Source organism: Comamonas avium (assembly GCF_014836675.1).
Lineage (GTDB): Bacteria > Pseudomonadota > Gammaproteobacteria > Burkholderiales > Burkholderiaceae_C > Comamonas > Comamonas avium.
Map to the genome: position 1 here is coordinate 345,058 of NZ_JACSQK010000003.1, position 23,355 is coordinate 368,412.

General features: G+C 61.7%; 18 protein-coding genes. 10 read left to right on the forward strand and 8 right to left on the reverse strand.

Features of this window, described 5'->3' with window-relative positions; genetic code table 11:
- Nucleotides 1-44: 44 nt before the first annotated feature.
- Together H9646_RS06795 and hglS are read right to left on the reverse strand one after the other, a co-directional pair.
- Nucleotides 45-1,484: an FAD-binding oxidoreductase gene (locus tag H9646_RS06795; RefSeq protein ID WP_225214028.1), complete on the reverse strand. Its 1,440-nt coding sequence runs from the start codon at nucleotides 1,482-1,484 to the stop codon at nucleotides 45-47.
- Nucleotides 1,481-2,884, reverse strand: a complete 1,404-nt coding sequence (gene hglS, locus H9646_RS06800) for a 2-oxoadipate dioxygenase/decarboxylase HglS (RefSeq protein ID WP_191722588.1) — start codon at nucleotides 2,882-2,884, stop codon at nucleotides 1,481-1,483. The genes H9646_RS06795 and hglS overlap by 4 nt, the downstream gene beginning before the upstream one ends.
- Nucleotides 2,885-3,063: 179 nt before the next feature.
- On the opposite strand from hglS, the gene H9646_RS06805 reads away from it, so the two are divergent.
- On the forward strand, nucleotides 3,064-3,984 hold the full coding sequence (locus tag H9646_RS06805; RefSeq protein ID WP_191722589.1) for a LysR family transcriptional regulator: 921 nt from the start codon (nucleotides 3,064-3,066) through the stop codon (nucleotides 3,982-3,984).
- 229 nt (nucleotides 3,985-4,213) lie between these two features.
- Here the strand turns inward: H9646_RS06805 and H9646_RS06810 are convergent, their stop codons facing one another.
- Nucleotides 4,214-4,774 (reverse strand): TetR/AcrR family transcriptional regulator, encoded by a 561-nt coding sequence (locus H9646_RS06810; protein ID WP_191722590.1) that lies wholly within the window; start codon nucleotides 4,772-4,774, stop codon nucleotides 4,214-4,216.
- Between the two features lie 179 nt (nucleotides 4,775-4,953).
- On the opposite strand from H9646_RS06810, the gene H9646_RS06815 reads away from it, so the two are divergent.
- The 3 genes from H9646_RS06815 to H9646_RS06825 all read left to right on the forward strand — a co-directional run bounded on the left by H9646_RS06815 (nucleotide 4,954) and on the right by H9646_RS06825 (nucleotide 10,886).
- Nucleotides 4,954-6,147: an efflux RND transporter periplasmic adaptor subunit gene (locus H9646_RS06815; protein WP_191722591.1), complete on the forward strand. Its 1,194-nt coding sequence runs from the start codon at nucleotides 4,954-4,956 to the stop codon at nucleotides 6,145-6,147.
- A gap of 105 nt (nucleotides 6,148-6,252) precedes the next feature.
- On the forward strand, nucleotides 6,253-9,417 hold the full coding sequence (locus tag H9646_RS06820) for an efflux RND transporter permease subunit (RefSeq protein WP_191722592.1): 3,165 nt from the start codon (nucleotides 6,253-6,255) through the stop codon (nucleotides 9,415-9,417).
- A gap of 14 nt (nucleotides 9,418-9,431) precedes the next feature.
- Complete coding sequence (locus tag H9646_RS06825; protein WP_404813088.1) at nucleotides 9,432-10,886, forward strand: efflux transporter outer membrane subunit; 1,455 nt, start codon at nucleotides 9,432-9,434, stop codon at nucleotides 10,884-10,886.
- 294 nt (nucleotides 10,887-11,180) lie between these two features.
- Here H9646_RS06825 and H9646_RS06830 read toward each other — a convergent pair whose 3' ends face one another.
- From H9646_RS06830 to H9646_RS06845, 4 genes are all read right to left on the reverse strand, one after another.
- A complete protein-coding gene (locus H9646_RS06830) occupies nucleotides 11,181-12,149 on the reverse strand; it encodes a Bug family tripartite tricarboxylate transporter substrate binding protein (protein ID WP_191722594.1) in 969 nt (322 codons plus the stop codon).
- Nucleotides 12,150-12,323: 174 nt separating this feature from the next.
- A complete protein-coding gene (locus tag H9646_RS06835; RefSeq protein WP_191722595.1) occupies nucleotides 12,324-13,220 on the reverse strand; it encodes a transporter substrate-binding domain-containing protein in 897 nt (298 codons plus the stop codon).
- A 442-nt stretch (nucleotides 13,221-13,662) separates the two neighbouring features.
- Nucleotides 13,663-14,541, reverse strand: a complete 879-nt coding sequence (locus H9646_RS06840; protein WP_191722596.1) for a hypothetical protein — start codon at nucleotides 14,539-14,541, stop codon at nucleotides 13,663-13,665.
- A gap of 149 nt (nucleotides 14,542-14,690) precedes the next feature.
- Nucleotides 14,691-14,870 carry a hypothetical protein gene (locus tag H9646_RS06845; protein ID WP_191722597.1) on the reverse strand — a complete coding sequence of 60 codons (180 nt, stop codon included), beginning with the start codon at nucleotides 14,868-14,870 and terminating at the stop codon, nucleotides 14,691-14,693.
- 227 nt (nucleotides 14,871-15,097) lie between these two features.
- On the opposite strand from H9646_RS06845, the gene H9646_RS06850 reads away from it, so the two are divergent.
- Both H9646_RS06850 and H9646_RS06855 read left to right on the forward strand, forming a co-directional pair.
- The gene (locus tag H9646_RS06850; RefSeq protein ID WP_191722786.1) at nucleotides 15,098-15,763 is read left to right on the forward strand and encodes a DUF2760 domain-containing protein; all 666 of its coding nucleotides are present in this window, start codon (nucleotides 15,098-15,100) and stop codon (nucleotides 15,761-15,763) included.
- A 3-nt stretch (nucleotides 15,764-15,766) separates the two neighbouring features.
- Nucleotides 15,767-17,752, forward strand: coding sequence for an Hsp70 family protein (locus H9646_RS06855; RefSeq protein WP_191722598.1), 1,986 nt, complete (start codon nucleotides 15,767-15,769; stop codon nucleotides 17,750-17,752).
- Nucleotides 17,753-18,271: 519 nt separating this feature from the next.
- On the opposite strand, the gene H9646_RS06860 is transcribed toward H9646_RS06855, so the two are convergent.
- Nucleotides 18,272-18,658: a MarR family winged helix-turn-helix transcriptional regulator gene (locus H9646_RS06860; protein WP_225214029.1), complete on the reverse strand. Its 387-nt coding sequence runs from the start codon at nucleotides 18,656-18,658 to the stop codon at nucleotides 18,272-18,274.
- A 164-nt stretch (nucleotides 18,659-18,822) separates the two neighbouring features.
- On the opposite strand from H9646_RS06860, the gene H9646_RS06865 reads away from it, so the two are divergent.
- From H9646_RS06865 to H9646_RS06880, 4 genes are all read left to right on the forward strand, one after another.
- Nucleotides 18,823-19,095 carry a DUF2798 domain-containing protein gene (locus H9646_RS06865; protein ID WP_191722600.1) on the forward strand — a complete coding sequence of 91 codons (273 nt, stop codon included), beginning with the start codon at nucleotides 18,823-18,825 and terminating at the stop codon, nucleotides 19,093-19,095.
- A 173-nt stretch (nucleotides 19,096-19,268) separates the two neighbouring features.
- Nucleotides 19,269-22,202, forward strand: a complete 2,934-nt coding sequence (locus H9646_RS06870; RefSeq protein WP_191722601.1) for an Hsp70 family protein — start codon at nucleotides 19,269-19,271, stop codon at nucleotides 22,200-22,202.
- Nucleotides 22,203-22,277: 75 nt separating this feature from the next.
- Nucleotides 22,278-22,793 carry a hypothetical protein gene (locus H9646_RS06875; RefSeq protein WP_191722602.1) on the forward strand — a complete coding sequence of 172 codons (516 nt, stop codon included), beginning with the start codon at nucleotides 22,278-22,280 and terminating at the stop codon, nucleotides 22,791-22,793.
- 112 nt (nucleotides 22,794-22,905) lie between these two features.
- Nucleotides 22,906-23,352 (forward strand): ribosomal maturation YjgA family protein, encoded by a 447-nt coding sequence (locus tag H9646_RS06880; protein WP_191722603.1) that lies wholly within the window; start codon nucleotides 22,906-22,908, stop codon nucleotides 23,350-23,352.
- Nucleotides 23,353-23,355: the final 3 nt, after the last annotated feature.

The following is a 23,355-nucleotide window of genomic DNA, read 5'->3' on the forward strand; positions in this document are numbered from 1 at the left end:
TGTGAGCACCGGCCCAGGAATGTGCGAAATGCTTGAAAACCGCTCTAAACCGCGGCGCTGCTGTCGCCAAAATCCACGGTGCCGCACAGTTGCTGCGGGTCCATCAACTGGCGCAGGCCTTGCGCCAGCCGGCGTGCAGGGGGCGGTGTGTACTGGCGGTAGTAGGCAACGTTGTGCGGGCCCACGCCATGCTCGGCGCTGAAGCTGCCTGCAAAGTCCTGCACCACCATGGCGTAGATGCGATCGCGCAGTGCGCTGACCACGGCGGGGTCATAGGCCTTGCTGGCATCGCTGCGCCAGATCACATTGAAGTGCACACCGCCGTCGGCAATATGGCCAAAGTCCACCACGTGCAGGAACGGGAAATCCTGCGCCACCACGGCGCGCGCAGCGCGGCAAAAGTCCATGATGCGCGAGCGGGGCACCGACACATCAAATGCAATCGGTTTGCCCAGTGCACGGGCACCTTCGCTGATGCTGTGGCGCAGGTGCCACAGCTCATGGCCGTTGCCAATGACGGCGTTGTCAATCGTCTGCTCAAACTGATCTTGCAGGAACAGGTTCAGGGTGTCCTGCAGATCCAGCCCGGTGTAGGCCTTGCTGCTGGCCGCTTCCAGCTCAATCAGAATGGCAAAGTCGGGGGCGGGCTCCGGGGCAAAGGGGTTGCGCAGATTGGGCACATGGTCAATGGCCGCCTGCATGGCGTGGCCAGACAGGCCTTCAAAGGCGCTCAGGTAGTCACCCAGGTCCCGCTCCAGTGCCTGCAGCAGCTGCAGTACGGCCTCGTCCGAGGTGGGGACCACCAAGGCGGTGGCCGACTGCTGGGGCTTGCGGTGCACCTCCAGCGTGGCGCGGGTGATGATGGCTCCTGCCCCTGAGGTGCCGACAAACAGCTGCTTGAGGTCGGGTCCGGTGTTGTCTTTGCGCAGGGCGCGGCCCATGTCCAGCAGCTCACCTTGCGGGTTGAGCAGCACGGTTTGCAGTGCCAGCAGGTTGTGGCGCACATCGCCGTAGCGAATCAGGCGCGTGCCGCCAGTGTTGGCCGCCACCATGCCGCCCACCGAAGGGTTGGCGCCCAGATCAATCGGGAACCACAGGCCATGCGGCTCCAACTTTTCGTTCAGTTCCTGCAGCGTAATGCCAGCGTCCACGGTTACGCTGCGGTTGGCGGCATCGACTTCACAGACATTGCGCAGACGGCTGGTAGACAGCACCACTTGTGTGGCGCTGTCGTCGGGCGTGCTGGAACCAACCAAGCCCGTGTTGGCTCCTTGCGGTACCAGCGCAATGTGGTGCGTAGCGCACCAGCGCACCACGGCCTGCACTTCCTGCACATTGGCAGGGCGTACCACGCACAAGGCCTTGCCGTGGCCGTAGCGGGCACCTTGTTCGTAGCTGGCCATGTCGCTGCCTTGCAGCAGACCGCGATCGCCCACCAGCGGCAGCAGCGCCTGCGCCACAGTGTCAGTGGTCCACATGCTCATGCAGCAACTCCGGCCAGCGCAGCACGCACTGCAGCCATGGAGCGTGCCTGCGCATCGGCGTACAGGGCAATCTCGTCATGCACCTGTGCACCCAGTGCGGTTTCAAACACTTGCTGTGCGGCGTTGGCCTGGTAGTGTTTCTGCTCGTCCCCACCCAGATTGGACTGGAAGATGCCCGCAGCGCTCACCGGCAAAAAGTCTTCATAGGTGATGGGTTCGGCATGCACCAGGCCTTGGGCAATCAGCGCCTCCAGATCGGCGCTGGCGTCCACAGACGCCGCTTGGGCCTGCCCTTGTGCGCTGAGCGTGTAGCGGTAGAAAGCCAGACCCTGCTTGCGCAGGGCTGTGTGCGTGTCTGGAAACTGCACAAATGCCTGCTGCAGGCGCGTGGTGTAGTCGGGGGCGGCGCTGCCAGCGCTGCCCATGCTGCGCACCTGGGCCAGCAGTTCGTCGTACAACGCACGGCCTTTGTGGGTCAGTGCCACGCCGCGTTGCTCAATCTCGCCAAAACGGGCGGTGTGCGCGCCGTTGCTGGTGTCAGCGGCATCGGTAAAGCGAATGGCCTCTTTGAGGGCCTTGAAGCTGGTCTGGCGCAACAAGATGGGGCAGGCGCGGCGCGGCGGGCCTTCGACCACGTCCTTGGCGTCCATGCCGCGCGCGGGCATGCCGTCTTGCGCGGCATCAATGTCCAGTGTGCGCGGGGTCAGGTGGTTGATGTGCGGGCCTTTGAAGCACACCACATCGGCAATCAGGCGGTGGGCTTTTTGCAAGGCATCGTAGGTGGCGGCATCTACGGTGGCATCGCTGTGCCAGCGGAAGGTTTCCAGCGCAGCCTGCACAAAGCGGTTGGCATCGGCATCGCCGAGGCCACCGTCGGTTTCTGCGCGCTCTATCAGGGTCAGCGCTTCAGAGGTAAAGATGTTGCGGCGCGCCAAGATATCGCTGGCCTGCTGGCGCAGGGCGGGGTCGGCAATCAGCTCCAGACGCAGCAGCGAGGTGAACACGCGAAACGGATTGGCCAGCAGTGCTGCATCGCTTACGGGGCGAAACGCCGTGGAGTGCACGGGCACGCCCGCGACCGACAGGTCGTAGTAACCCACAGGCTCCATGCCCATGACTGCAAACAGGCGGCGCAGGGTCGACAGCTCCTGGGGTGTGCCTACGCGGATGGCACCGTGGCGCTCCACATCCAGACGCTCCAGCTCACCCGTGCGCTCCATCTGTGCGCGCAGCTCGGGGCTGGCCTGCAGGGTCTGGGCATTCACATCGGCCACCAGCTCGATCAGGCTGCCGTACTGCGGCACCTCTTTGCGGTACATCTCGGACATGGCGCGCGAGAAGCGGGTGCGGATTTCGTTGCTGGAGACAAAGGCGGGCGTGGGTTGATGCGTAGCGCTCATGACAGTCGAATGCGTAAAAGTGGGGGGCAGGGTGCATGCACCGTGTAAATACGTATGCCAGCAACCCTATTCACAGTGCATGGTGCGATCAGTATTGACTTTGGTCAAACGATAATCTGGCACGCAGGTCATACCTTTTTGGAATGACTGCGTGCCTTCAGACTTTGAGTACCCGTTCCATGCAGCTGTCCCGCCGTTTTTTACCGCCCATGTCCTTGCTGTGCGCCTTTGAGGCATCGGCCCGCCACCAGAGTTTTACGGCTGCGGCGGGGGAGCTGCACTTGACGCAAAGCGCCGTCAGCCGACAGATCCGGGCGCTGGAGGAGCGGCTGGGCACCGAGTTGTTTGTGCGCGAGCGCCAGACCGTGCGCCTGAGCCCTGCAGGACAGTCCTATGCGCTGGAGATTCGAGGGGCACTCATGCGCATCTCCAACGCCACCCTGGGGTTTCGCACCAACCCGCAAGGCGGCAGCCTCAATCTGGCCATCCTGCCCACCTTTGGCACACGCTGGCTGGCGCCGCGCCTGCCGCAGTTTTTCAGTGCGCACCCCGGCATCACCATCAACCTGACCACACGGCTGTCACAGTTTGATTTTCAGCTCGAGGCAGTGGACGCGGGCATCCACTTTGGCCTGCCGCACTGGCCGGGGGCGGAGCTTGCGTTTTTGATGAGCGAAACGGTGGTGCCCGCCTGCAGCCCCGGCGTGTGGGCACAGCACCAGTTTGCCCAGCCGCAGGACTTGCTGCGTGCACCGCTCTTGCACTTGGTGTCGCGCCCTGATGCGTGGCGGCGCTGGTTTGACCACCAGGGCTGCCATGTCAGCGAAATTCAGGGCATGTTGTTTGACCAGTTCGCCACGGCGGCACAGGCGGCCACGGCAGGCGTTGGCGTGGCGCTGCTGCCCAAGTTCCTGATTGAACGGGAGCTGGCAAGCGGAGAGCTGGTGCGGGCACTGCCGCAATTGCCGGAAGTTGAGAGTGCTGAGCGCTATTACCTGGCCTGGCCCACCAGCCGTGCGGGCTATCCGCCGCTGCAGGCGTTTCGGGGCTGGCTGCAGGAGGCAGCCCAAAGCTTCATGACTGGCACCCCCCAGCCCTGAAAAAGCTGCTCGGGGCAAGCTGCACAAGCCCGTATCTGCAAGGCCGCGCTGACAGGCGATGTGTGGGTGGCAAAGTGGGATGCAGGCGTTGCTGACAGGCGATGAGCGATCGAGCGTTGCTGCAGCGCTGACGCATGGGATGGCTGTCAATCGACGTGGTCTGTGGCGACACCACAGCGCTCGCTGCAAGGCCACAGCCGGGGGCCGCCCTAGAAAGCCCGAGAAAGCGTCAAGGCGCTGACACACCACGCAGGAATGTGGTTTCCACAATATGGGCCAGCCCTGCTCGCGCCAGACGGCCACGGCGTTCTGCATCAACCAGTCCACTAAAGATGCTGAACCACAACTCTGACAGCGTGGCAGCAGTGACGTCGATACGGAAAACACCAGCTTGCTGGCCGCGTAAAAAAAACGCATCCATCCTTTGCTCGCACTTTTCAATCGTCTCAGGTGGCATCTCTCGAGCGAGATCGTTCCAGTAATGCGTCAGAAAGGCGGTCAGTTCAGGGTGTTCCAGGTGGCGAGCGATGAGCTTGCGCAATGCCTCGGCAGGCGGGTCTGTCTCTAAGCAGGCGTCCTCGGTCGCCTGATTCAAGGCCTCACTGGCCTGTGTTGCCAGCCGCTGAATCAGCTGCTCGCGTGTGCGGCAGAAGCGATACAGCGTAGCCTTGCTAACGCCAGCCGCCTTGGCCAGCTCTTGCAGTGTGGCTCGCGGGTGGTCAACCAAAGCCAGCGCCAAGGCAGCAAGCATTCGGGAGTCATCGGCTTCGGTGACAGCGTGGGCATTCATCGGTGGGTGGGACTTCTTTTGAGAAAAATTTTTCACTAATTGAATCACATAAGTTTCTTTTGTGTGCTGCAACACAATTCCAGTGGCTTTTAAAAGGACTATTTGAAACTTATTTGATTCATTTGATATTTTTTTGTAATCATTGCGGCTCTTTTAAATGCATGCATTGAGACGTTGTGATGTCCATATCTACCCATAAAAGGCGCTTGCTGCCTCTTTCTTTGCTGGCCACCGTAGTACTGACTGCCTGCGGCCAGAGTCATCAAGGAGCCTATGAACAGCAGGCACCCGCTGTGGAGACGATGACGGTACAGCCTCGCCCCCTCACGATTTCCAGTCAATTACCGGGTCGTATCGAGGCTGCGCGGGTTGCCGAGGTACGGGCACGGGTGGCAGGCATTGTGCTGAGCCGCAACTTTGAGGAGGGGGCGGATGTCAAGGCGGGGCAAGTCTTGTTCCGTATTGATCCGGCACCTTTTAAAGCCGTCCTCTCGCGTGCACAGGCAGGGCTGGCGCGGGCCGAAGCTACGCTGGCGGATGCCCAGATGGTGGTGAAGCGCTATACGCCGCTGGTTAGCATTGACGCAGTGAGTCAACAAGATTTTGATGCTGCCCAAACTGCACTGAAGGCAGCGCAGGCCGAGCGCCAGTCGGCACGGGCCGAAGTAGAGACTGCACAGCTGAACCTTTCCTACGCCACAGTGACAGCACCGATTGCTGGCCGTATTGGCCGCGCACAAGTGACTGAAGGCGCACTGGTGGGCCAAAACGAAGCCACACCCTTGGCCACCATTCAGCAAATTGATGCGGTGTATGCCGACTTCAGGCAGCCCGTGGCAGATGCCCAGCAACTGCGGGCAGCCGCTGTTTCGGGGCAGAAAACGGGGGAGGCCAGTGACCGCATCACGCTCAAGGTAGAAGGCTCGGGGCAGGAGCGTGAGGGGCGTTTGCTGTTCTCCGATATCTCTGTCGATCAGGGCACCGGGCAGGTGCTGCTGCGCGGCAAGTTCCCCAATACCGATGGCATGCTGCTGCCGGGCATGTATGTGCGTGTAACCACCGTGCAAGGCACGGATCCGAAGGCCATTTTGGTGCCGCAGCGTGCAGTACAACGCAGCGCGGACGGCAGTGCGCAGGTGCTGGTGATTGGGGCAGACGATGTGGCGCAGTCGCGGCCAGTGAACACGGGCGCCATGTATGGAGCGCAGTGGCACATCACGCAGGGACTGCAGGCTGGAGACCGCGTGGTGATTGGCGGCAACGCAGCGCCTGGTGCCAAGGTGAAGGTGACTGAAAAAGATGAAGCCCCTCCCGCCGCTTCGGCATTGCCCGCTGCATCGTCCACCTTGGCACCTGATGCCAAAACGGCCTGAGGCCTGCCCCAGTCCCCCAGCTCTTGCATTTGACGTGAATGCCCCCGCACCTGTCGCGGATTGTGACTGCCCTGCGCTGAACATTTGCGTGTCCTAGGACCCGACATGCCCCGTTTCTTTATTGACCGCCCCAACTTCGCGTGGGTGGTCGCCATTTTCATCACGCTGGCTGGCTTGCTGGCTATCCCCGCGCTGCCGGTCTCGCAGTACCCGACCGTGGCGCCACCACAGGTGACGATTTCCGCCACCTATCCGGGCGCGTCGGCTTCTACGCTGGTCGACTCGGTCACCAGCGTGATCGAAGAAGAGCTCAATGGCTCCAAAGGGCTGATGTACTACGAGTCGTCCAGCAGCTCTTCGGGGATGGCGGAGATCACCGCCACCTTCGCGCCCGGCACTGATCCCGATCAGGCCCAGGTGGATGTGCAAAACCGCATCAAGAAGGCTGAGTCGCGCCTGCCGCGCGAGGTGACACAGCAAGGCTTGCAGATTGAGCAGGCCAGCTCAGGTTTTCTGATGATCTATACGCTGGCCTACAAGGACAGCCATTCCACCAAGGATGTCGTGGGTCTGGCCGATTACGCTGCACGCAAGATCAATCCAGAAGTCAGGCGTCTGCCGGGCGTGGGGAAAGTGCAGTTTTTTGCTGCCGAGGCCGCCATGCGGATCTGGGTTGATCCGCAAAAGCTGCTGGGTTATGGATTGTCGATCGCCGATGTCAATACGGCGATTGCAGCGCAAAACGTGCAGGTGCCAGCAGGCAGCTTTGGCGCACGTCCGGGCACGCCCGAGCAGGAGCTGTCGGCCACGATTGCCGTGCAGGGCACGCTGGAGTCGCCCGAAGCATTTGGGCGTATCGTGCTGCGCGCCAACCCAGACGGCTCACAGGTCACATTGAGCCAGGTGGCTCGTATCGACGTGGGCCGGCAGGACTACAGTTTCGAGATGCTGGAGAGTGGCAAAAAGGCTGTGGGTGCCGCGGTGCAGCTGGCACCCGGGGCCAATGCACTGCAGACGGCACAAGCCGTCAAGGAGCGGCTGGCGGAGCTGTCCAAAGACTTCCCCGCCGACATTGAATATGCCGTGCCTTACGACACATCGCGTTTTGTGGATGTGGCAATCACCAAGGTCATTCAGACATTGGTGGAAGCGGCCTTGCTGGTGTTCGTTGTGATGTTCCTGTTCCTGCAGAACTTCCGCTACACCACCATTCCCGCCATCGTGGTGCCGGTGTGTCTGGCCGGCACGCTGGCGGTGATGTATGCGCTGGGCTTTTCCGTCAACATGATGACGATGTTCGGCATGGTGCTGGCCATCGGTATTTTGGTGGACGATGCCATTGTGGTGGTGGAGAACGTGGAACGCATCATGGCCAATGAGGGCCTGCCCCCCAAACAGGCAACCATCAAGGCGATGGGGCAGGTCTCGGGTGCCATTGTGGGCATCACGCTGGTGCTGTCGGCTGTGTTCTTGCCGCTGGCTTTCATGAGCGGATCGGTGGGGGTGATCTATCAACAGTTCTCGCTGTCGCTGGCCGTCTCCATTTTGTTTTCTGGCTTCCTGGCGCTGACCCTGACGCCTGCCCTGTGCGCGACACTGCTCAAGCCCATTCCTGCAGGTCACCATGACGAGAAGCGTGGTTTCTTTGGCTGGTTCAACCGCAGATTTGGTGCGCTGACTGAGCGCTACACATGGCTCAATACGCGTCTGGTGCAGCGCAGCGGCCGTTACATGCTGGTGTATCTGGCTGTCGTCGCTCTGCTGGCATTTGTGTACACCCGGTTGCCCGAATCGTTCGTTCCTTCCGAAGATCAGGGCTACTACATCGTGGACGTGCAACTGCCCCCCGGTGCGACGCATGCGCGCACCGAGCAGGTCGTGAAGTCGATCGATGAGTACCTGCTCTCGCGTCCAGCCACAGAGTCCACCGCGATGGTGATGGGGTTCAGTTTTTCTGGCACAGGTCAAAATGCGGCCATTGGGTTTCCGGTGCTCAAGGATTGGTCTGTGCGCGCAGCGGGTCAGTCGGCTGACGATGAAGTGGCGGCATTCAACGCGCACTTTGCGGGCATGACCGACGCCAGCGTCATGGCGGTGTCTCCTCCGCCCATCGAAGGTCTGGGCAATGCCAGCGGTTTCGCCCTGCGGCTGCAAGACCGTGGCGGTGTGGGCCGTCAAGCGCTGACTGCGGCACGTGACAAGCTGCTGCAGCAAGCCAACACCTCGCCCATGTTCCTCTACGCCATGATGGAAGGCCTGCAGGATGCACCCCAGCTGCGTCTGGACATTGACCGCGAGAAGGCGCAAGCACTGGGTGTGAACTACGGCACCATCAGCGCGGCCCTCTCAACAGCCTATGGCTCAGCTGTGGCGGCGGACTTCGCCAATCAAGGGCGCTTGCAGCGTGTGGTCGTGCAGGCCGACATGGCCAGCCGCATGACGCCAGAGTCCTTGCTCACCTTGCATGTGCCAAATGCACGCGGCGAGCAGGTGCCGCTGTCCGCCTTTGCTACGACGGTCTGGGAGACCGGTCCCGTGCAGATTGCGCGCTACAACGGTTATCCGGCCTTCAAGATATCGGGCGATGCTGCCCCTGGACGCAGTACCGGGGAGGCCATGGCAGAGCTGGAGCGCTTCATGCATGAATTGCCACCGGGTATTGGTTACGAGTGGACCGGACTGTCCCTGCAGGAGCGCTCTGCCGGTGCGCAGGCTCCTGTGCTGCTTGTGCTGTCATTCGTGGTGGTGTTTTTGCTGCTGGTCGCTTTGTATGAGAGCTGGGCCATTCCTGCTGCAGTGATGCTGGTGGTGCCTGTGGGCGCCCTGGGCTCCGTACTGGCGGTGACGGCCTTGGGTATGCCCAACGATGTGTACTTCAAGGTGGGGCTGATTACGATCATCGGCCTTGCCGCGAAGAACGCGATTTTGATTGTGGAATTTGCCAAGAGCCTGCGCGAGCAAGGCATGGGCTTGGCGGAAGCAGCCATCGAAGCTGCGCGCCTGCGTTTTCGCCCGATTGTGATGACGTCGCTGGCCTTCATTTTGGGGGTGGTGCCACTGGCTATTGCTTCAGGGGCCGGCGCGGCCAGCCAGCGTGCCATTGGCACCGGGGTGATTGGCGGCATGCTTACGGCAACGGTGCTGGGTGTGCTGTTTGTACCGATCTTCTTTGTCTGGGTGCTGTCACGCTTTCAAGGCCGTAAGTCGACCGGAGCCAGCGCGTCGACTTCCACCTCCCACCAACCTGCGGCCGATGCAGCAGGAGATTGACCGACATGAACATATTGAACCTTGAACGCACGCCAGCAACTTTGGCAGTGCTCACTTTGAGCGTGCTTTTAGCCGGTTGCTCGTTTGCCCCTGCACACCAGCGGCCAGACGTGAGTCTTCCTGCGCAGTGGAGCACCGTGCAAAACCCGTCGGATGTGTCCGCAGTTTCTGCGGCTGCATCGCTGCAGTGGCAGTCGTTTGTCACCGATGACACGCTGCGCGGCTTGGTCACGCAGTCCCTGGCGAACAATCGCAACTTGCGTCAAACCTTGCTGGATGTGGAGGCCGCACGCGCCACCTATCGTGTTGAGCGCGCGGATCGCTTGCCTGCTGTGGGGTTGCAGGGCAACGGGGCACGGCAGCGTACCCCTGCAGATCTGAGCAGCACCGGCAGTTCGCAGGTGCAATCTTCCTACCAGGCGGGCATAGGGCTTGCCGCTTTCGAGCTGGATCTGTGGGGACGTGTTCGCAGCCTGTCGGACGCTGCGCTCCAGGAGTTTCTGGCGACCGAAGAGGCTGCCCGATCCGTGCAGATCAGTCTGGTGTCTGAAGTCATTCAGGCGTACGTGACACGTGATGGTGCGCTGCACCGGCTGTCACTCACATCCAGCACCCTGAAGGCGCGTGAAGCTGGCCTGACGCTGATAAAGCATCGCCGTGAGGCGGGTGCTGCGACGGCGCTGGAGTACCAAGATGCCCTGGGTCTGGCTGCGCAGGCAAGGGCTGAGCAGGCTAGCGTAGAGCGGCAAGTGCGTCAGGCCAGCCATGCTTTAGGGCTGCTGGTGGGGGATGCCGCGGTTGCCCTGCCTGATAGTCCGAGCACTGCGACATTGCTGGTTCAGGACATTGCGGTGGGAGCGCCTTCTGAACTGCTGAACTATCGCCCTGACATCAAAGCCGCCGAACACCGGCTGCAGGCGCGCAACGCCAGCATCGGGGCTGCGCGTGCAGCGTTTTTCCCGCGCATTTCACTCACCGGCCTGTTCGGTTCTTCGAGTGCCGAGCTGTCGGACCTTTTCTCCGGGGGGCAGCGCGCCTGGTCGTTCACGCCACAGATCCATTTGCCGATCTTCGATGGTGGTCGTAACCGCGCCAATCTGGAGCTCGCAACGCTGCGGCGCGATAGCGCAGTCGCTGCCTATGAAGGCACGGTTCAGACCGCCTTCCGCGAGGTTGCTGACGCGCTGGCTGCGACCGATACCCTGCGGCGTGAGGAGAGCGCGCGCGAGCAGCTGGCCCAGTCAGGCATGGAGTCTCTTCGACTGGCCGAGGCTCGCTGGCGAGCAGGGGTGGATAGCCAACTGCGGTATCTCGATGCCCAGCGCAGTGATTTCTCCAACCGCCTGTCGCTCATTGAAACCTCTACGCAGAGGCAGATTGCCCTTGCCACGCTGTTCACGGTGCTTGGTGGGGGCTGGACGCAGCCGGTGCAGGAGACTGCGCCAAGCAGCGCAGCGGCAGCAGGCTGACGCAAAAGCTGCAGCACAGTGGCTGGGTGCTGCAGCTTTTGCGGCTTTTAAGTAAAGGCATTTTCAATGCCTTAGCCCTGCAGCGTTTGAGTGCACTGCGCCACGAGTGAGGCATCGGGTGGTGTGCATTGCAGCCAGCTCACCAAGTAGGGCCAGCGTCGTTCCACCTGTGTCCCCCGGCCATTGCAGGTGTGGGTGTGGGCACGACAGGGTGAAACAAACAGATCACCTTGTCTGCAAGGCTGTATCCGGCCTGCAAGCTTGCAGTCACTACCTGCGATGTGCCCACAACGCTCAAAGCCGGATGCCGGCTTTCTTGATGATGGCTGCGTTGTTTTCGCTTTCCTTGCGCAGCAACTCGCCAAAAGCGGCACTGTCTTGCAGCAAGGCGACGTTGTCTGTGGCTTTCAAAATTTCCTGAATCTCCGGGGTCTGCACCTGCTGCTGCACCACGGCATTGAGCTTTTCCACCACTGCTGCTGGCGTGCCTGCCGGTGCCATGAAGCCGAACATGGAGGTCAGGTTGGCCTCGGGTACTCCCAGCTCGGCCAGCGTGGCGGCTTTGGGCTGGTTGGGTGCCCGCTGCGGGCCGGTGGTGGCCAGTACGCGCAGCTTGCCTTGTTCGATCAGGCTGTTAACGGTGGGGAACGGGTTGCCCAGCATGATTTCAAAATGCGCGCCCACCGCATCGGTCACCGTCTGTGCTACGCCTTTGTAAGGCACATGGATGAACTGCGCGCCGGTCTTGGCCTGAATCTGCTCGACCATGATGTGCCCCACCGAGCCCACGCCCGAGGTGGCAATCCGGATGCTGCCCGGGCTGGCCTTGGCCTGCGCAATCAGCTCTTGCCAGCTGCTGCCCTTGAAGGCGGTGGTTGCCAGCACGTAGACGGGCGAATACATCATCGGCACGACCGCCATGATGTCTTTGAAAGGGTCGTACGACAGCTTCATCAGGTGTGGTGACAGCGTCAGTGGGCTGATGGCGCTGAGCGCCAGCGTGTATCCATCAGGGGCGGCCTTGGCCACTTCGGCCATGCCCACCGTACCCCCAGCACCGCCCTTGTTTTCCACGACAAAGCTTTGCCCCAGCGCATGACTCATCTTGTCCATGAGCTTGCGGCCCACGCTGTCCGTCACCCCGCCGGCAACATACGGGATCACCACCCGTACAGGTTTCTGGGGCCAGGGGCTTTGTGCCCATACGGCTGGCAAGCCCAGCGCGGCGGCGCTTCCGAGCATGAAGTGGCGACGTTGCATCATGGTGCAATTCCTTTCAGTGTTTGCAGTGTGGCTGCGCGGGGCCTGTACGCATGGTGTGCATGCTGCACGGCGCCTTGGCGCTTGGCTGGGGTGCTGCAATTTTTATGCCGTGGTATTTGAAAAAGACAACGGCCTGCCAAGGTTGTACCGGGGCAGGCCGTTCATGCGGTGGGCTTAGGAAGCGTAGGCTTCCAGCGGCTTGTCGTTAGGCGCTTGCAGCAGTCCTTTGAGCGTGTCGCTCATGGGCAGGCTCAGAGACATGTTCTTGGGCGGAATGGGCTGTACAAACCACTTGTCATAAATCTTGGCCACTTCGCCCGACTTCATCATGCCGACCAGGGCATCGTCCACCGCCTTTTTGAATGCTGGGTCATCTTTGCGAAACAGCAGCGCAATGGGCTCAGCACCCAGCACTTCACCCACAATTTTGTAGCCCTTTGGGTCCTTGGAATTGGCAATCACGCCAGCCAGCAGGTTGTCATCCAGCACGAAAGCATCAGCGCGGCCTGCTTCCAGCATCATGAAACTTTCAAAGTGGTCTTTGCCCAGTTGCGTGGGCAGATTCACGTTGTTGTCGCGGGCATATTTGCGCAGCAATTGCACGGCGGTGGTGCCTGCAGAGGCGGCCACGGTCTTGCCATCGAGCTGCTTGAACGAGGTAACAGGCGAGTCAGCACGCACAGCCATGCGCACTTCGCTGACGTAGGTGGTCACAGCAAAAGAAACCTGCTTTTGACGGCTCAGATTGTTGGTGGTGGGGCCGCAGCCCAGATCCACGGTGCCGTTTTGCACCAGAGGCAAGGTGTTTTGTGCCGTCATGGCCATGTACTCAATCTTGGCCTTGGGCACGATCTGGCCCAGCACCTTTTCGCACAGCTCTACGTGATAGCCCACAAATTGGGCGTTGGAGCCCAGCGCGTAGGCCATGGGCGCTGAGCTTTCTCGCACACCAATCACCACCTTGCCTTGCTGCTGAATTTTCTCCAGTGTGGTGGCAGTTTGTGCCTGCACGCTGAAAGCGGAGAGCACGGCGGCACAGGCCAGGGTCAAACGGGCAGACAAGAAACGCATAAGAAAAATCTCCATGGTGGGGGCTGAGCAATCTCCGTGCCGGTTGGTGAAAACCTGAGAGGCAAGGGGTGCGCGCTGTAGGGAGTGTCAAGCACTTGCGTCAACTATCTGGCAATTGCCCGTTGCGGCATAACGATGAAATGGAAGAAGGTCATGCGCTGGATGTATGACTAAGGTGTTACACCTAGCCCCAGCGCCGTCGCAGCCAGGGCTCGGCAGCAGTTGCCAGCGCGTGCAGCGCTGCACGCCTGCCAATCTTCCGTTGGGGCCGCTGGGGCCGTTGTGTGGGCGGGTGCAGGTGGCCCGAGGTGCCGCCTGTGGGCGCACGCGAAGATCAAGGGGGTGCGTAGCAGCGCTGGCGGAGGCACAGCCAGGCACAACGAACCACAAGGACGCACCCTGGAAAAGAAGCTGTGCACCAGAAAGGTGCGTGTGCGTTTTCTTATGCAGGGCAGGCGGCGGCGTCTTCCCACCAGCCGCTGACCAGCCCCTGTGGTTTGCGCAGGGCGCGTACCCAGGCGCAATCGGGCCATGCCTGCATCTGTACATTCATGCCTGCAAATACGCCATAGCCTTCGCCCGCGCTGATTTCGCCATCGGCCTGCAAGCTCTCGCCAGCCCGAATGCTGCAAGCGGCGCGCAGATCGCCCAGCGTCTTGATGCCCCAGCCCGCCTGAATGTGGTTGCCGCAGTTCACTTCGCCTTGCGTGGCGATGCCCTGGCCAACGTCCAGCAAGCCTTGCACGCAGACATCGCCCCCTGCACGCAGGCCTTTGGTGCATTGCAGCATGCCTTGCACCTGTACCTCGCGGCCAATGATGGCGTCGCCCTGCAACTGCACCTTGCCCCCGCAGCGCAGCTCCCAGCCGGTGCGCAGCGATTCGGCATACACGTCGCCTTGCACCTCCACGCTCCAGGCCGTTTTGATGGTGCCGCCTGCCTTGAGCAGGCTGTCGCAAAAAATGGCACCACCGCTTTGAATGTCTCCGCCCACTTCCACAGTGCCTGCGCGAATGCCAGCCCCCACCTGCAGCTTGCCCCCCACCAGCAACTGCCCGGGCACGCGCACATCACCGCGCACGATCAGCGTGCCGGCAAAGACAAAGTGCTCGGCCTCCAGATGCTCCAGCTCCAGCACCGAGTGGGTAGCGCCAAAGTTCTCCAGCAGCCAGCGTGCGTCCTCAATGCGTCCGGCGGCCACCTGGGTGTCCATGGCGCTTTGGTAGTCCTTGCCACTGAGGTCATTGCGTACAAACCAGCGGTAGCCAGCAGCGCAGGGATTTTTGCCGCGCAGAAAAGTTTGGGTCAGTTCCATGTCCATGGGTCAAGCTCGTCCATTCCGGGTGAATGAGAACAGGCGCATGGCGTGGCTAGGCGGTGTCTGTACAGACGTACTGGGGCCGTAGCGGTGTGTATGCGCCCTTGCGGTTGCAAGAGGTTGATGCCGTGCGGAGGAGAGAGTGTGTGGTCTTACACCTTCCGCACGGCGGCGGAAAGCATGGCCGTAACGCCACTGAGACTGATGAATGCCGTTGGAACACCATGGCTTTGCGCATGCTGGCGGCGCAAAACGCAGGCACGCGACTGTGGCGCTGCGGTCAAGGCAGTGCGGCGCAGGGCGGTGGCGGATGGTGCAAGCGTGGAGTGCATGGTGGGCACACATTATCGGGGGCATTGCTTTTCAGCATGTTGCAGTGCGACATTCGCTTGCGTGGGGATACCTTGCCCCGCAGCAAGGCATACAGCTTTGGGTAACATCGGCTCCCCTGCGGGCGCGCGCGGTCAGCGCATCTACCTTTGCCCGGCACCTATTTGTTCGTGCAAGCCCACGCCTTTGAGCTGGTGGTCTTGTGCGAAGTGTTTCGAGAACCATGTCCATGACATCCCACACCCCTTCCTCGTTTCTCAGTCGCATCGCTATTGCGATCGGCAGTTTCTTTGCCATCTTGGGCAATGGCCGCCTGGCCGCTGACGTGGCCCGCGTGCGCAATGGCGAAGCCCTGGCCGCCGATGTGGCACCTCAGGAAATCCGCGTTGAAGTGCCCGTCGAGAAAATTGTCGAAGTGCGCGTGGAAGTACCCGTAGAAAAGATCGTCGAGAAAACCGTGGAAAAACGGGTCGAGGTTCCCGTCGAAAAGCTGATCGAAAAAACCATTGAAGTGCCCACCAGCACTGCCGCGCTGCAACTGCTGGGTCTGATGCAGCGCGAAGCGCGTTTTGTGGACTTCATTCAGGAAGACGTAGCCCCTTATACCGATGCCGAAATTGGTGCCGCAGCCCGCGTGGTGCACGAAGGCTGCCGCAAGGTGCTGCGTGAGCACTTCGCCATCCAGCCTGTGCGCGTGGAGGCAGAAGGCACTCGCGTGACGCTGGAGGCCGGCTTTGACGCCGCCGCCGTGCGCCTGACTGGCAATGTGGTTGGGCAGGCACCGTTTACCGGCACCTTGGGCCACCGGGGCTGGCAGGTCACTGAGGTGAAGTTGCCCCAGCTGACCGACACGCAAGCGGCCAAGGTCATCGCGCAAGCCGAAGTGGAGCTGTAAACCATGAACATGTTTGCCTCGATTGCCGCTTCAGGCAACGCCGCCGCATCGTCTGCTGGATCTGTTGCAGATGCGCATACCGGCGCAGCCCATGCAAACCCAGCAAGCGCTAACAGCCAAAACGGCTTGCCAGCTGGCACAGCCCAATACAGCATTGGTATTGACCTTGGCACCACGCACTGCGCGCTGTCGTTTGTCGATAAAACCGCCAGTGATGGTGAAAAAGTCGTGCAAGGCGTGCTCAACGTGCCCCAGCTCACTGCGCCAGCCAGTGTGGAGGCCAAGCCCCTGTTGCCGTCATTTCTGTACCTGCCGCATGACAGTGAGCTGACCGAAGCCGAGCGCACCCTGCCCGGCGCACCCGCGGCCGGCTACATCACTGGTGAATTCGCCCGCACACGCGGCGCGGCCACGCCCATCCGCCTGGTCAGCAGCGCTAAAAGCTGGCTGTGCCACCCCGGTGTGGACCGCCGCGCTGGCATCTTGCCGCCTGACGCGCCAGAAGAAGTCAGCCGTATCTCGCCGCTGACAGCGTCGATTCGCTATCTGGAGCACCTGCGCTGGGCGTGGGAGCAAGCGCACCCCGAGGCCCCATTTGCGCAGCAAGACATTACCGTCACCATCCCTGCCTCGTTCGACCCTGCCGCACGCGAGCTGACGGCCGAGGCCTGCAAGGCAGCAGGTTTTCATCACCTGACCCTGCTGGAAGAACCCCAAGCCGCGCTGTACAGCTGGATTCAGGCCAGCGGCGGCGACTGGCGCAAGCAAGTCAAGCACGGTGATGTGATCCTGGTGGTGGACGTGGGTGGTGGCACCACCGACCTGTCGCTCATCGCCGTGCTGGAGCGCGATGGCAGTCTGGAGCTGCAGCGCATTGCCGTGGGCGAGCACATCTTGCTGGGCGGCGACAACATGGACCTGGCGCTGGCCTATGGCGTGGCCCGCAAGCTGGCCGCTGAGGGCAAGCAACTGGACGCATGGCAAACCCGCGCCCTCTCGCATGGCTGCCGCGCAGCCAAGGAGCAGTTGCTGGCCGACGACACCTTGCAATCCGTGCCCGTGGTGGTGCCTAGCCGGGGCAGCAAGCTCATCGGTGGCTCCATCCGTACCGAAGTCACGCGCCAGGAAGTGCTGGCCATGCTGGTGGAGGGCTTCTTTCCCAAAGTGGCTGTCTCCGACAAGCCCCAAACCCGTGCTCGCGCTGCGCTTACACAGCTGGGCCTGCCGTATGCGCAAGACGCGGCAGTCACACGCCATCTGGCCGCCTTCCTCAGCCGCCAGGTGAATGCCCTGCAGGATATTGACGGCCTGAATGTCGATCAGGTGCAAGGCTCTACCTTCCTGCACCCGACGGCCATTTTGTTCAACGGCGGCGTGCTCAAGGCTCCGCAGATTGAGCAGCGCATTCTGGAAGTCATCAATGGCTGGCTGGACGACGAGGCCTGCGAGCCCGCCCGTTTGCTTGTCGGTGCCAATCTTGACCTGGCCGTGGCCCGTGGTGCAGCCTATTACGGCCACATCAGCACCACTGGCCGCGGTGTGCGCATCCGTGGCGGCACGGCGCAGTCGTACTACGTGGGCGTGGAATCGAACATGCCCGCCATTCCCGGCATGGAGCCACCCATGTCTGCCCTGTGTCTGGCACCGTTTGGCATGGAAGAGGGCACTGAGGTTGCGTTGAGCGACTTGGAGTTGGGCCTGGTGGTGGGCGAACCTGTGCGCTTGCGCTTCTTTGGCTCATCCGTGCGCCGTGCAGATGGGGTCGGCACCATGCTGGACTTCTGGGGCCCCGAAGAACTGGTGGAACTGCAGGAAATTGAGTTGAACCTGCCCGCTGCTGGCCGTGCTGCCGGAGAGGTTGTGCCTGTGACTTTGAAGGCACGGGTGACCGATATCGGGACGCTGCAATTGAATGCGGTTCCAGTCGGCGGCACAGACCGCTGGAAGGTGGAGTTTGATGTGCGTGCGGAGACTGCTGACGAGGCTTGATCTTCCTCATCGCTTCAGCGGTTGAATCCAACGGTTGATGTGGTTGCAAAGCCTGCTGGCCGATGGTCAGTGGGCTTTTTTGTTTGACGAGTTTTTTTTGGCCCTGACGCTTATGCAGCAAGCGAAAGTGGTTCAAATTCTTTAAAAGAGCACACCTGACAAAGCAGATAAAGCAGGCATGCATGCCGTGCCCTTGTACCCGTGCCGAGGCGCACAGAGCGCAGGGTGGGCATGTGTGCCAAGTAGCACGCATGCATCGTCATCTAGCTTGCCGCAGTTGTTCGAGCGAAGCGGCCAAGCCGCGCAGCGTGTTCTGCGGCACCACCCTGTGAGTGAGCACCGCAGGTTGCCCGTAGCGCAGCGAAGGGACACGGGGAGCAGGGTGTGCTTCTTTGCTTAATTTCTTGCACAAGCAAGAAAGTAAGGCTGCGCCGGGGGCGACCCGGTCAGCAAGTTCAAGTTAAGAAAAGCAAGCCTTCGCCGCGCGATAAGTGGCCAGCACAAGCCAAGACGCGCCGCTCAATTGGAGGGCGGTGTGCCGTGCGCTGCGCTTTGCAGCGTCTGCAGCAATTGCATGCGCAAGGCCTCGGGCCAATCACCCAGCAGTTCATTGGCTACTTGCTGCTGCACGGCTTGAAGCTGTGCCACCAGTTGCTGGCCTGCGGGGCTCAGGTGCAGGTGGCGTACCCGTTTGTCTGTCGTGCTGGGGGTGCGCGTGAGCCAGCCTTGCATCTCCAGGCTGGAGAGAATGCGTGTCATCTGGGCCTTGTCGGTGTGGCTGCGTTCGATCACATCTTTTTGCGTGATGCCCGGGTGGCGAGCGGTGTGCAGCAGCACGCGCGCTTCGTTCAGGGTGAGCTCAGGGTGGGAGGCCTCCAGATGGCTGCGCGTTCGGGTGCGGAACATGTGCAACAACTCATGCAGGTTTTCAAATATCTGGAGCGAAGATGAAGTGGTCATACGTCACTTAAGTTGACAAAGTCAACCAATTAATTATTATTGATTGACTTTATCAACCATGTGCGTACCTGTCTACCTTGCGAGGCCAAGGGTGCGCTGTTATCTGAACGATGAACACTTCTGAATCCCAACCTGTCTCTGCCCGTAAAAAATTGCACCGCCGCTACACGCCCATCGTTTTCTCGCTCTACATGGCAGCCATCATGGCGCTGCTGATGTGCTCGACCATTGTGGCGGTGAACCATGGTTTGAGCGCTGGATACGTAGCGCAGGTGTTCAAGGCTTATGTGGTGGCCATGCCGGTTGCTTTTTTCTGTGTATTGATCGTGCGCCCGGTTGTGATGCGGCTGGTGGCCATGACGGTGGATATGCCCGGCCACTGATGCATGGTGGTTGCATGGGCCACGCTGCACGGTATGCCTGTAGCCGGTGCCCCCAGCGCCCGACGGCTTGTCTCAAAGGGATATTGCGGGGCGATCTTTGCCGTGGGTGACGCAGTGCAAGGGGGCTTGCTACGATTCCAGCCTCTGTCGCGCACCGTTTGTATTGAGATTTCATGCCCGTAGCCCCGCCGTCTCCTGCTTTCATTGTTGGTATTGATCTGGGCACCAGCCACACAGTGGTGGCCAGCGTGCCGCTGGGCGGATCGGCCAAAGACATTGCCCTGCTCCAGATCGCACAGCGCAGCACGGCGGGGGAAGTGCTGGCGCAGCCGCTGCTGCCTTCGGTGCGTTACCAGGCGGCACCCGGTGAGCTGGGTGATGCGTGGCAGTTGCCGTGGCCGCCTCAGGGGGCAGAAGCCGCCACCCCAGCCGTGATTGGTCGCTGGGCGCGTGATCTGGGCGCTGCTGTACCCATGCGACTGGTGGCCAGTGCCAAAAGCTGGCTCTCGCACACGGGGGTAGATCGCACGGCCGCTATCTTGCCGTGGGGGGCGGGGGACGATGTGGCCAAGGTGTCGCCGCTGCAAGCCAGCGCTTCGTACCTGGCCCATGTCAAAGCCGCGTGGGATGGGCAGCACCCCAGTGCACCGCTGCATCAGCAAACCGTGGTGCTCACCGTACCTGCCTCATTCGATGAGGGCGCGCGCGCACTGACGCTGGAGGCCGCCAGTCTGGCCGGTCTGCAGCAGGTGCATTTGCTGGAAGAACCCAAGGCAGCCTTTCACGACTGGCTGTTGCTGCAAGGCGAGCAACTGGCCTCTCAACTGGCCGACAGCCGTCTGGTACTGGTGGTGGATGTGGGCGGCGGCACCACCGATTTGACACTGATTCGCGTGGAGGCTGCAGCCTCTGAGGGCGAACTGCCTGTGCTGACTCGCACTGCCGTAGGCGAGCACCTGATGCTGGGCGGCGACAACATGGATCTGGCGCTGGCGCACCAGCTGGAGCCCGCACTGGCGGGGGCAGGCCAGCGCTTGCCAGCGGCGCGTTTTGCGCAGCTGGTGCAGCGCTGCCGGATCGCCAAAGAGCAATTGCTGGCGCAGGATGCTCCCGGGCATGTCACGGTCACGCTGCTGGGGGGCGGCAGCCGTTTGCTGGCCCAGAGCCAGTCCGTCACGCTCACACAGGCGCAGGTGCAGCAATGGGTGGTGGAAGGTTTTTTACCGCCTGCTGCCATGACCGATCACCCCGCCAAACGCCAGGGCGCGTTGCGCGGCTTTGGTCTGCCGTACCCGGCAGACGCTGCCATCAGCCGCCATCTGGCGCAGTTTCTGGCGCAGCACGCAGCGGGCGCTTTGCCCGATACCGTGCTGCTCAATGGCGGTGTGTTTCACGCCCATGCGCTGGTAGAGCGCTTGACACAGCAGCTCAGCGACTGGCGCGGCAGTCCCGTGCGCGTGCTGCACAACCCGCATCCGGACTGGGCCGTGGCCCGGGGTGCTGCCGCCTATGGGCTGGCGCGGGTGCAGGCAGAGCACGCAACGGCAGCCGATCGGCTGCCTGCATCCGAGCAGTCAGCACAAACAGCGGCCACAGCCATATTGCCGCAGATTGGGGGCGGCTCGGCCCGCAGCTATGGGCTGCTCTTGCCCGGCAAGGCCGGGCAAGCTCCGGATATTCTTTGCTTGCTGCCCAGGGGCACGCCAGAGGGGGTGCGCATGGTGCTTTCGGGCCGCCGTTTTGCATTGCGGCTGGGGCAGGCGGTGCGCTTTGTGCTGCTGGCTAACAGCCAGCACAGTGCAACCATGCAGCCGGGGCAGTTGATCAAGCTGGAGGGCGAGGGCTGGGTGGAGCTGCCACCACTGTCCATGGTGCTGCCAGCGCCGCAAGGCCAGACCATGGCGCAGGTGGAAGTGCAGTTGCAAGCTTGCATGACCGAAGTGGGCACGCTGGAAGTGCGTTGCACCCGCATTCAAGACGGTGTGGCCGACCCAGCGCAGTCCTGGTTGCTGCCTTTTAGCGTGCGTGGTGCCGTGGGGCAGACGGCACAAGAAAACCCGGCGGCTGACGCTGATGCAGAAAACACTGCAGACCCAAAACACTCAAAAGGCCTGAAAACAGCCGACACCCTATTGCCCCAAGCAGTGGCGCAGCTGGACCGTATCTTTGGCACGCAAGCGCAAGCAGTCACGAGCAAAGAAGTGCGTCAGTTGCGCCAGTCGCTGGAGAAATTGCTGGGCGGACGCGAGGGCTGGGATGTGGGCCTGCTGCGGGCCCTGTTTGATGCGCTGCTGGCCCGTGCCAAGCGCCGCCGCCGCAGCGCAGACCATGAGCGTGTCTGGTTCAATCTGGCTGGCTGGTGCCTGCGCCCCGGTGTGGGGGCGCAGCTCGATAGCTGGCGGATTGCACAAGTGTGGTCACTGTACGAGCAGGGTCTGGGCCACGCCAAAGAGGCCGCCAACTGGACGGAGTGGTGGGTCTTTTGGCGCCGTGTGGCGGCCGGTCTGAATGAAGAGCAGCAAATGCAGGTGCTGGAAGCCGTGGCCGGTGCCATGCAAAAGACTGTGCAGCAAACCACCCAGCGCAGCGTGGCAAGCGGTGGCGGTAAAGCCAGCTTGGGCAGCTATGACGACATGCTGCGCCTGTTTGCTGCCATGGAGGCTGTGCCGTGGTCCTACCGCCAGGAGATGGGGCAGTGGATGCTGCAGCGCCTCAAGCGCCCCGATGAATCCGTGCAGACCTGGTGGGCCATTGGGCGCGTGGCTGCACGCCAGCCGCTGGCTGCCAATGCGCATCTGGTCATGCCGCCAGCGGCTGCGCAAGAGTTTCTGGATGCCACGCTGCAGCAAGACTGGCGCAAGAACGAAACCGCCATGTTTGCGGCTGTACAGATTGCGCGCATGACGGGCGACCGTGCACGCGATGTACCCGATGCGGTGCGTCAGCAGGTGCTGGAGAAAATGCGCGCTTCAGGTGCACCTGAACGCTGGGTGACGCTGCTCGAGCAGGTGGTGCAGATGCAGGCAGAAGACCAAAAACGCAGCCTGGGAGATAGCGTGCCACCAGGGCTGGTGTTGCTGCCACCGGGCAGCCGTGCGCCAGCGTAAGCGCTGGTATTCAGTATTTTTTTGAACATGGGCTGAGGAAATCAGCCCTCTTTTATGCACCAAGGTTGGCTGGGTATGCGATGGTTTTTCGGGTGGCTGGGCTGTTTTTTTAGCCTGTTTCTGTACAGCAGTGCGGTCTACGGGCTGCTGCATGGAGTGCTGGGACAGACGCTGGTGTTTGGTGCCTTGTATCGCATGTTCATGTACCACGAGGCCTATGCCTTTCAATACATTGCGTTGTTTTGTGCAGTGCATGCCTCGGTCGCTATGGCGGCCATCTATGGCCTGCCGCAAAGCCTGCGCAGTCACCGCTGGCTGCTGGCAGCAGGCACTTTGCTGGTGACCATCGCTGTGGCTTCTGTCCTGGGCGGTGTGCTCTGGAAAATCCATGACATGCTGGCGGGCTACTTTCCTTCTGGGCCAAGGCTGTGGCAAGACTTGCTGTGGGGCGCTGAAATGGGCTTTTATCTGGGCTGGCAGGTGCTGGCCATGTCGCAGCCCTACAGCTTGCTGTGCCTGCTGGGCTTTGTGTGGGTCACGCTCAAGTGCAGCCAGCTGGCGCACGGGCCCCGCAGCGCGCATATGCTCTGACACCGCCTTGCCTGCAACCAGCCATTGGCCCACGTACTGGCAGCTATGCCTAGGCGCACTCGTGCTGTGGGGCATGGCTCGCCCCGTTGATCTGCTTTGAAATCTTGCTGTGATGTCTGCTTCTAACTCCGTGCCCGTTTCCGTGTTTCGTTCCCGCTTGTGGCTGGCGCTGCTGGCGGTGCTGGTCATCGCTGTGGGACTGGCTTCGCGCCGTGGCTGGTCGCCGTTTCCTGCGGTGCTGGGCAATTACCCGGGCGACATGCTCTGGGCATGGCTGGTGTTCTTGTGCGTGGCCTGGCTGCGGCCCGCCATGGCGCGCGGGCGGCTGGCTGCTGCTGCTTTGCTGATTGCGTTTGCAGTGGAGTTGCTGCAGCTGTACCAGGCACCGTGGATTCAGGCCGTGCGCGCCACCACACCGGGTTATCTGGTGCTGGGCAATGGGTTTGATCCTCTGGATCTGCTGGCCTACGTGGCGGGCATAGGTCTGGGCGCATGGGTCGATGCATGCTGGCCCTGGGCGGTGCCGCGTACGGCTGCAGGGCAATCGATGCAGCCCTGATCT

Coding starts and splice junctions, on each gene's coding strand:
- H9646_RS06795 (WP_225214028.1), bottom strand. CDS start 1,484: ATGAGCATGTGGACCACTGACACTGTGGCGCAGGCGCTGCTGCCGCTG.
- hglS (WP_191722588.1), bottom strand. CDS start 2,884: ATGAGCGCTACGCATCAACCCACGCCCGCCTTTGTCTCCAGCAACGAA.
- H9646_RS06805 (WP_191722589.1), top strand. CDS start 3,064: ATGCAGCTGTCCCGCCGTTTTTTACCGCCCATGTCCTTGCTGTGCGCC.
- H9646_RS06810 (WP_191722590.1), bottom strand. CDS start 4,774: ATGAATGCCCACGCTGTCACCGAAGCCGATGACTCCCGAATGCTTGCT.
- H9646_RS06815 (WP_191722591.1), top strand. CDS start 4,954: ATGTCCATATCTACCCATAAAAGGCGCTTGCTGCCTCTTTCTTTGCTG.
- H9646_RS06820 (WP_191722592.1), top strand. CDS start 6,253: ATGCCCCGTTTCTTTATTGACCGCCCCAACTTCGCGTGGGTGGTCGCC.
- H9646_RS06830 (WP_191722594.1), bottom strand. CDS start 12,149: ATGATGCAACGTCGCCACTTCATGCTCGGAAGCGCCGCCGCGCTGGGC.
- H9646_RS06835 (WP_191722595.1), bottom strand. CDS start 13,220: ATGCGTTTCTTGTCTGCCCGTTTGACCCTGGCCTGTGCCGCCGTGCTC.
- H9646_RS06840 (WP_191722596.1), bottom strand. CDS start 14,541: ATGGACATGGAACTGACCCAAACTTTTCTGCGCGGCAAAAATCCCTGC.
- H9646_RS06845 (WP_191722597.1), bottom strand. CDS start 14,870: ATGCACTCCACGCTTGCACCATCCGCCACCGCCCTGCGCCGCACTGCC.
- H9646_RS06850 (WP_191722786.1), top strand. CDS start 15,098: ATGACATCCCACACCCCTTCCTCGTTTCTCAGTCGCATCGCTATTGCG.
- H9646_RS06855 (WP_191722598.1), top strand. CDS start 15,767: ATGAACATGTTTGCCTCGATTGCCGCTTCAGGCAACGCCGCCGCATCG.
- H9646_RS06860 (WP_225214029.1), bottom strand. CDS start 18,658: ATGTTCCGCACCCGAACGCGCAGCCATCTGGAGGCCTCCCACCCTGAG.
- H9646_RS06865 (WP_191722600.1), top strand. CDS start 18,823: ATGAACACTTCTGAATCCCAACCTGTCTCTGCCCGTAAAAAATTGCAC.
- H9646_RS06870 (WP_191722601.1), top strand. CDS start 19,269: ATGCCCGTAGCCCCGCCGTCTCCTGCTTTCATTGTTGGTATTGATCTG.
- H9646_RS06875 (WP_191722602.1), top strand. CDS start 22,278: ATGCGATGGTTTTTCGGGTGGCTGGGCTGTTTTTTTAGCCTGTTTCTG.
- H9646_RS06880 (WP_191722603.1), top strand. CDS start 22,906: ATGTCTGCTTCTAACTCCGTGCCCGTTTCCGTGTTTCGTTCCCGCTTG.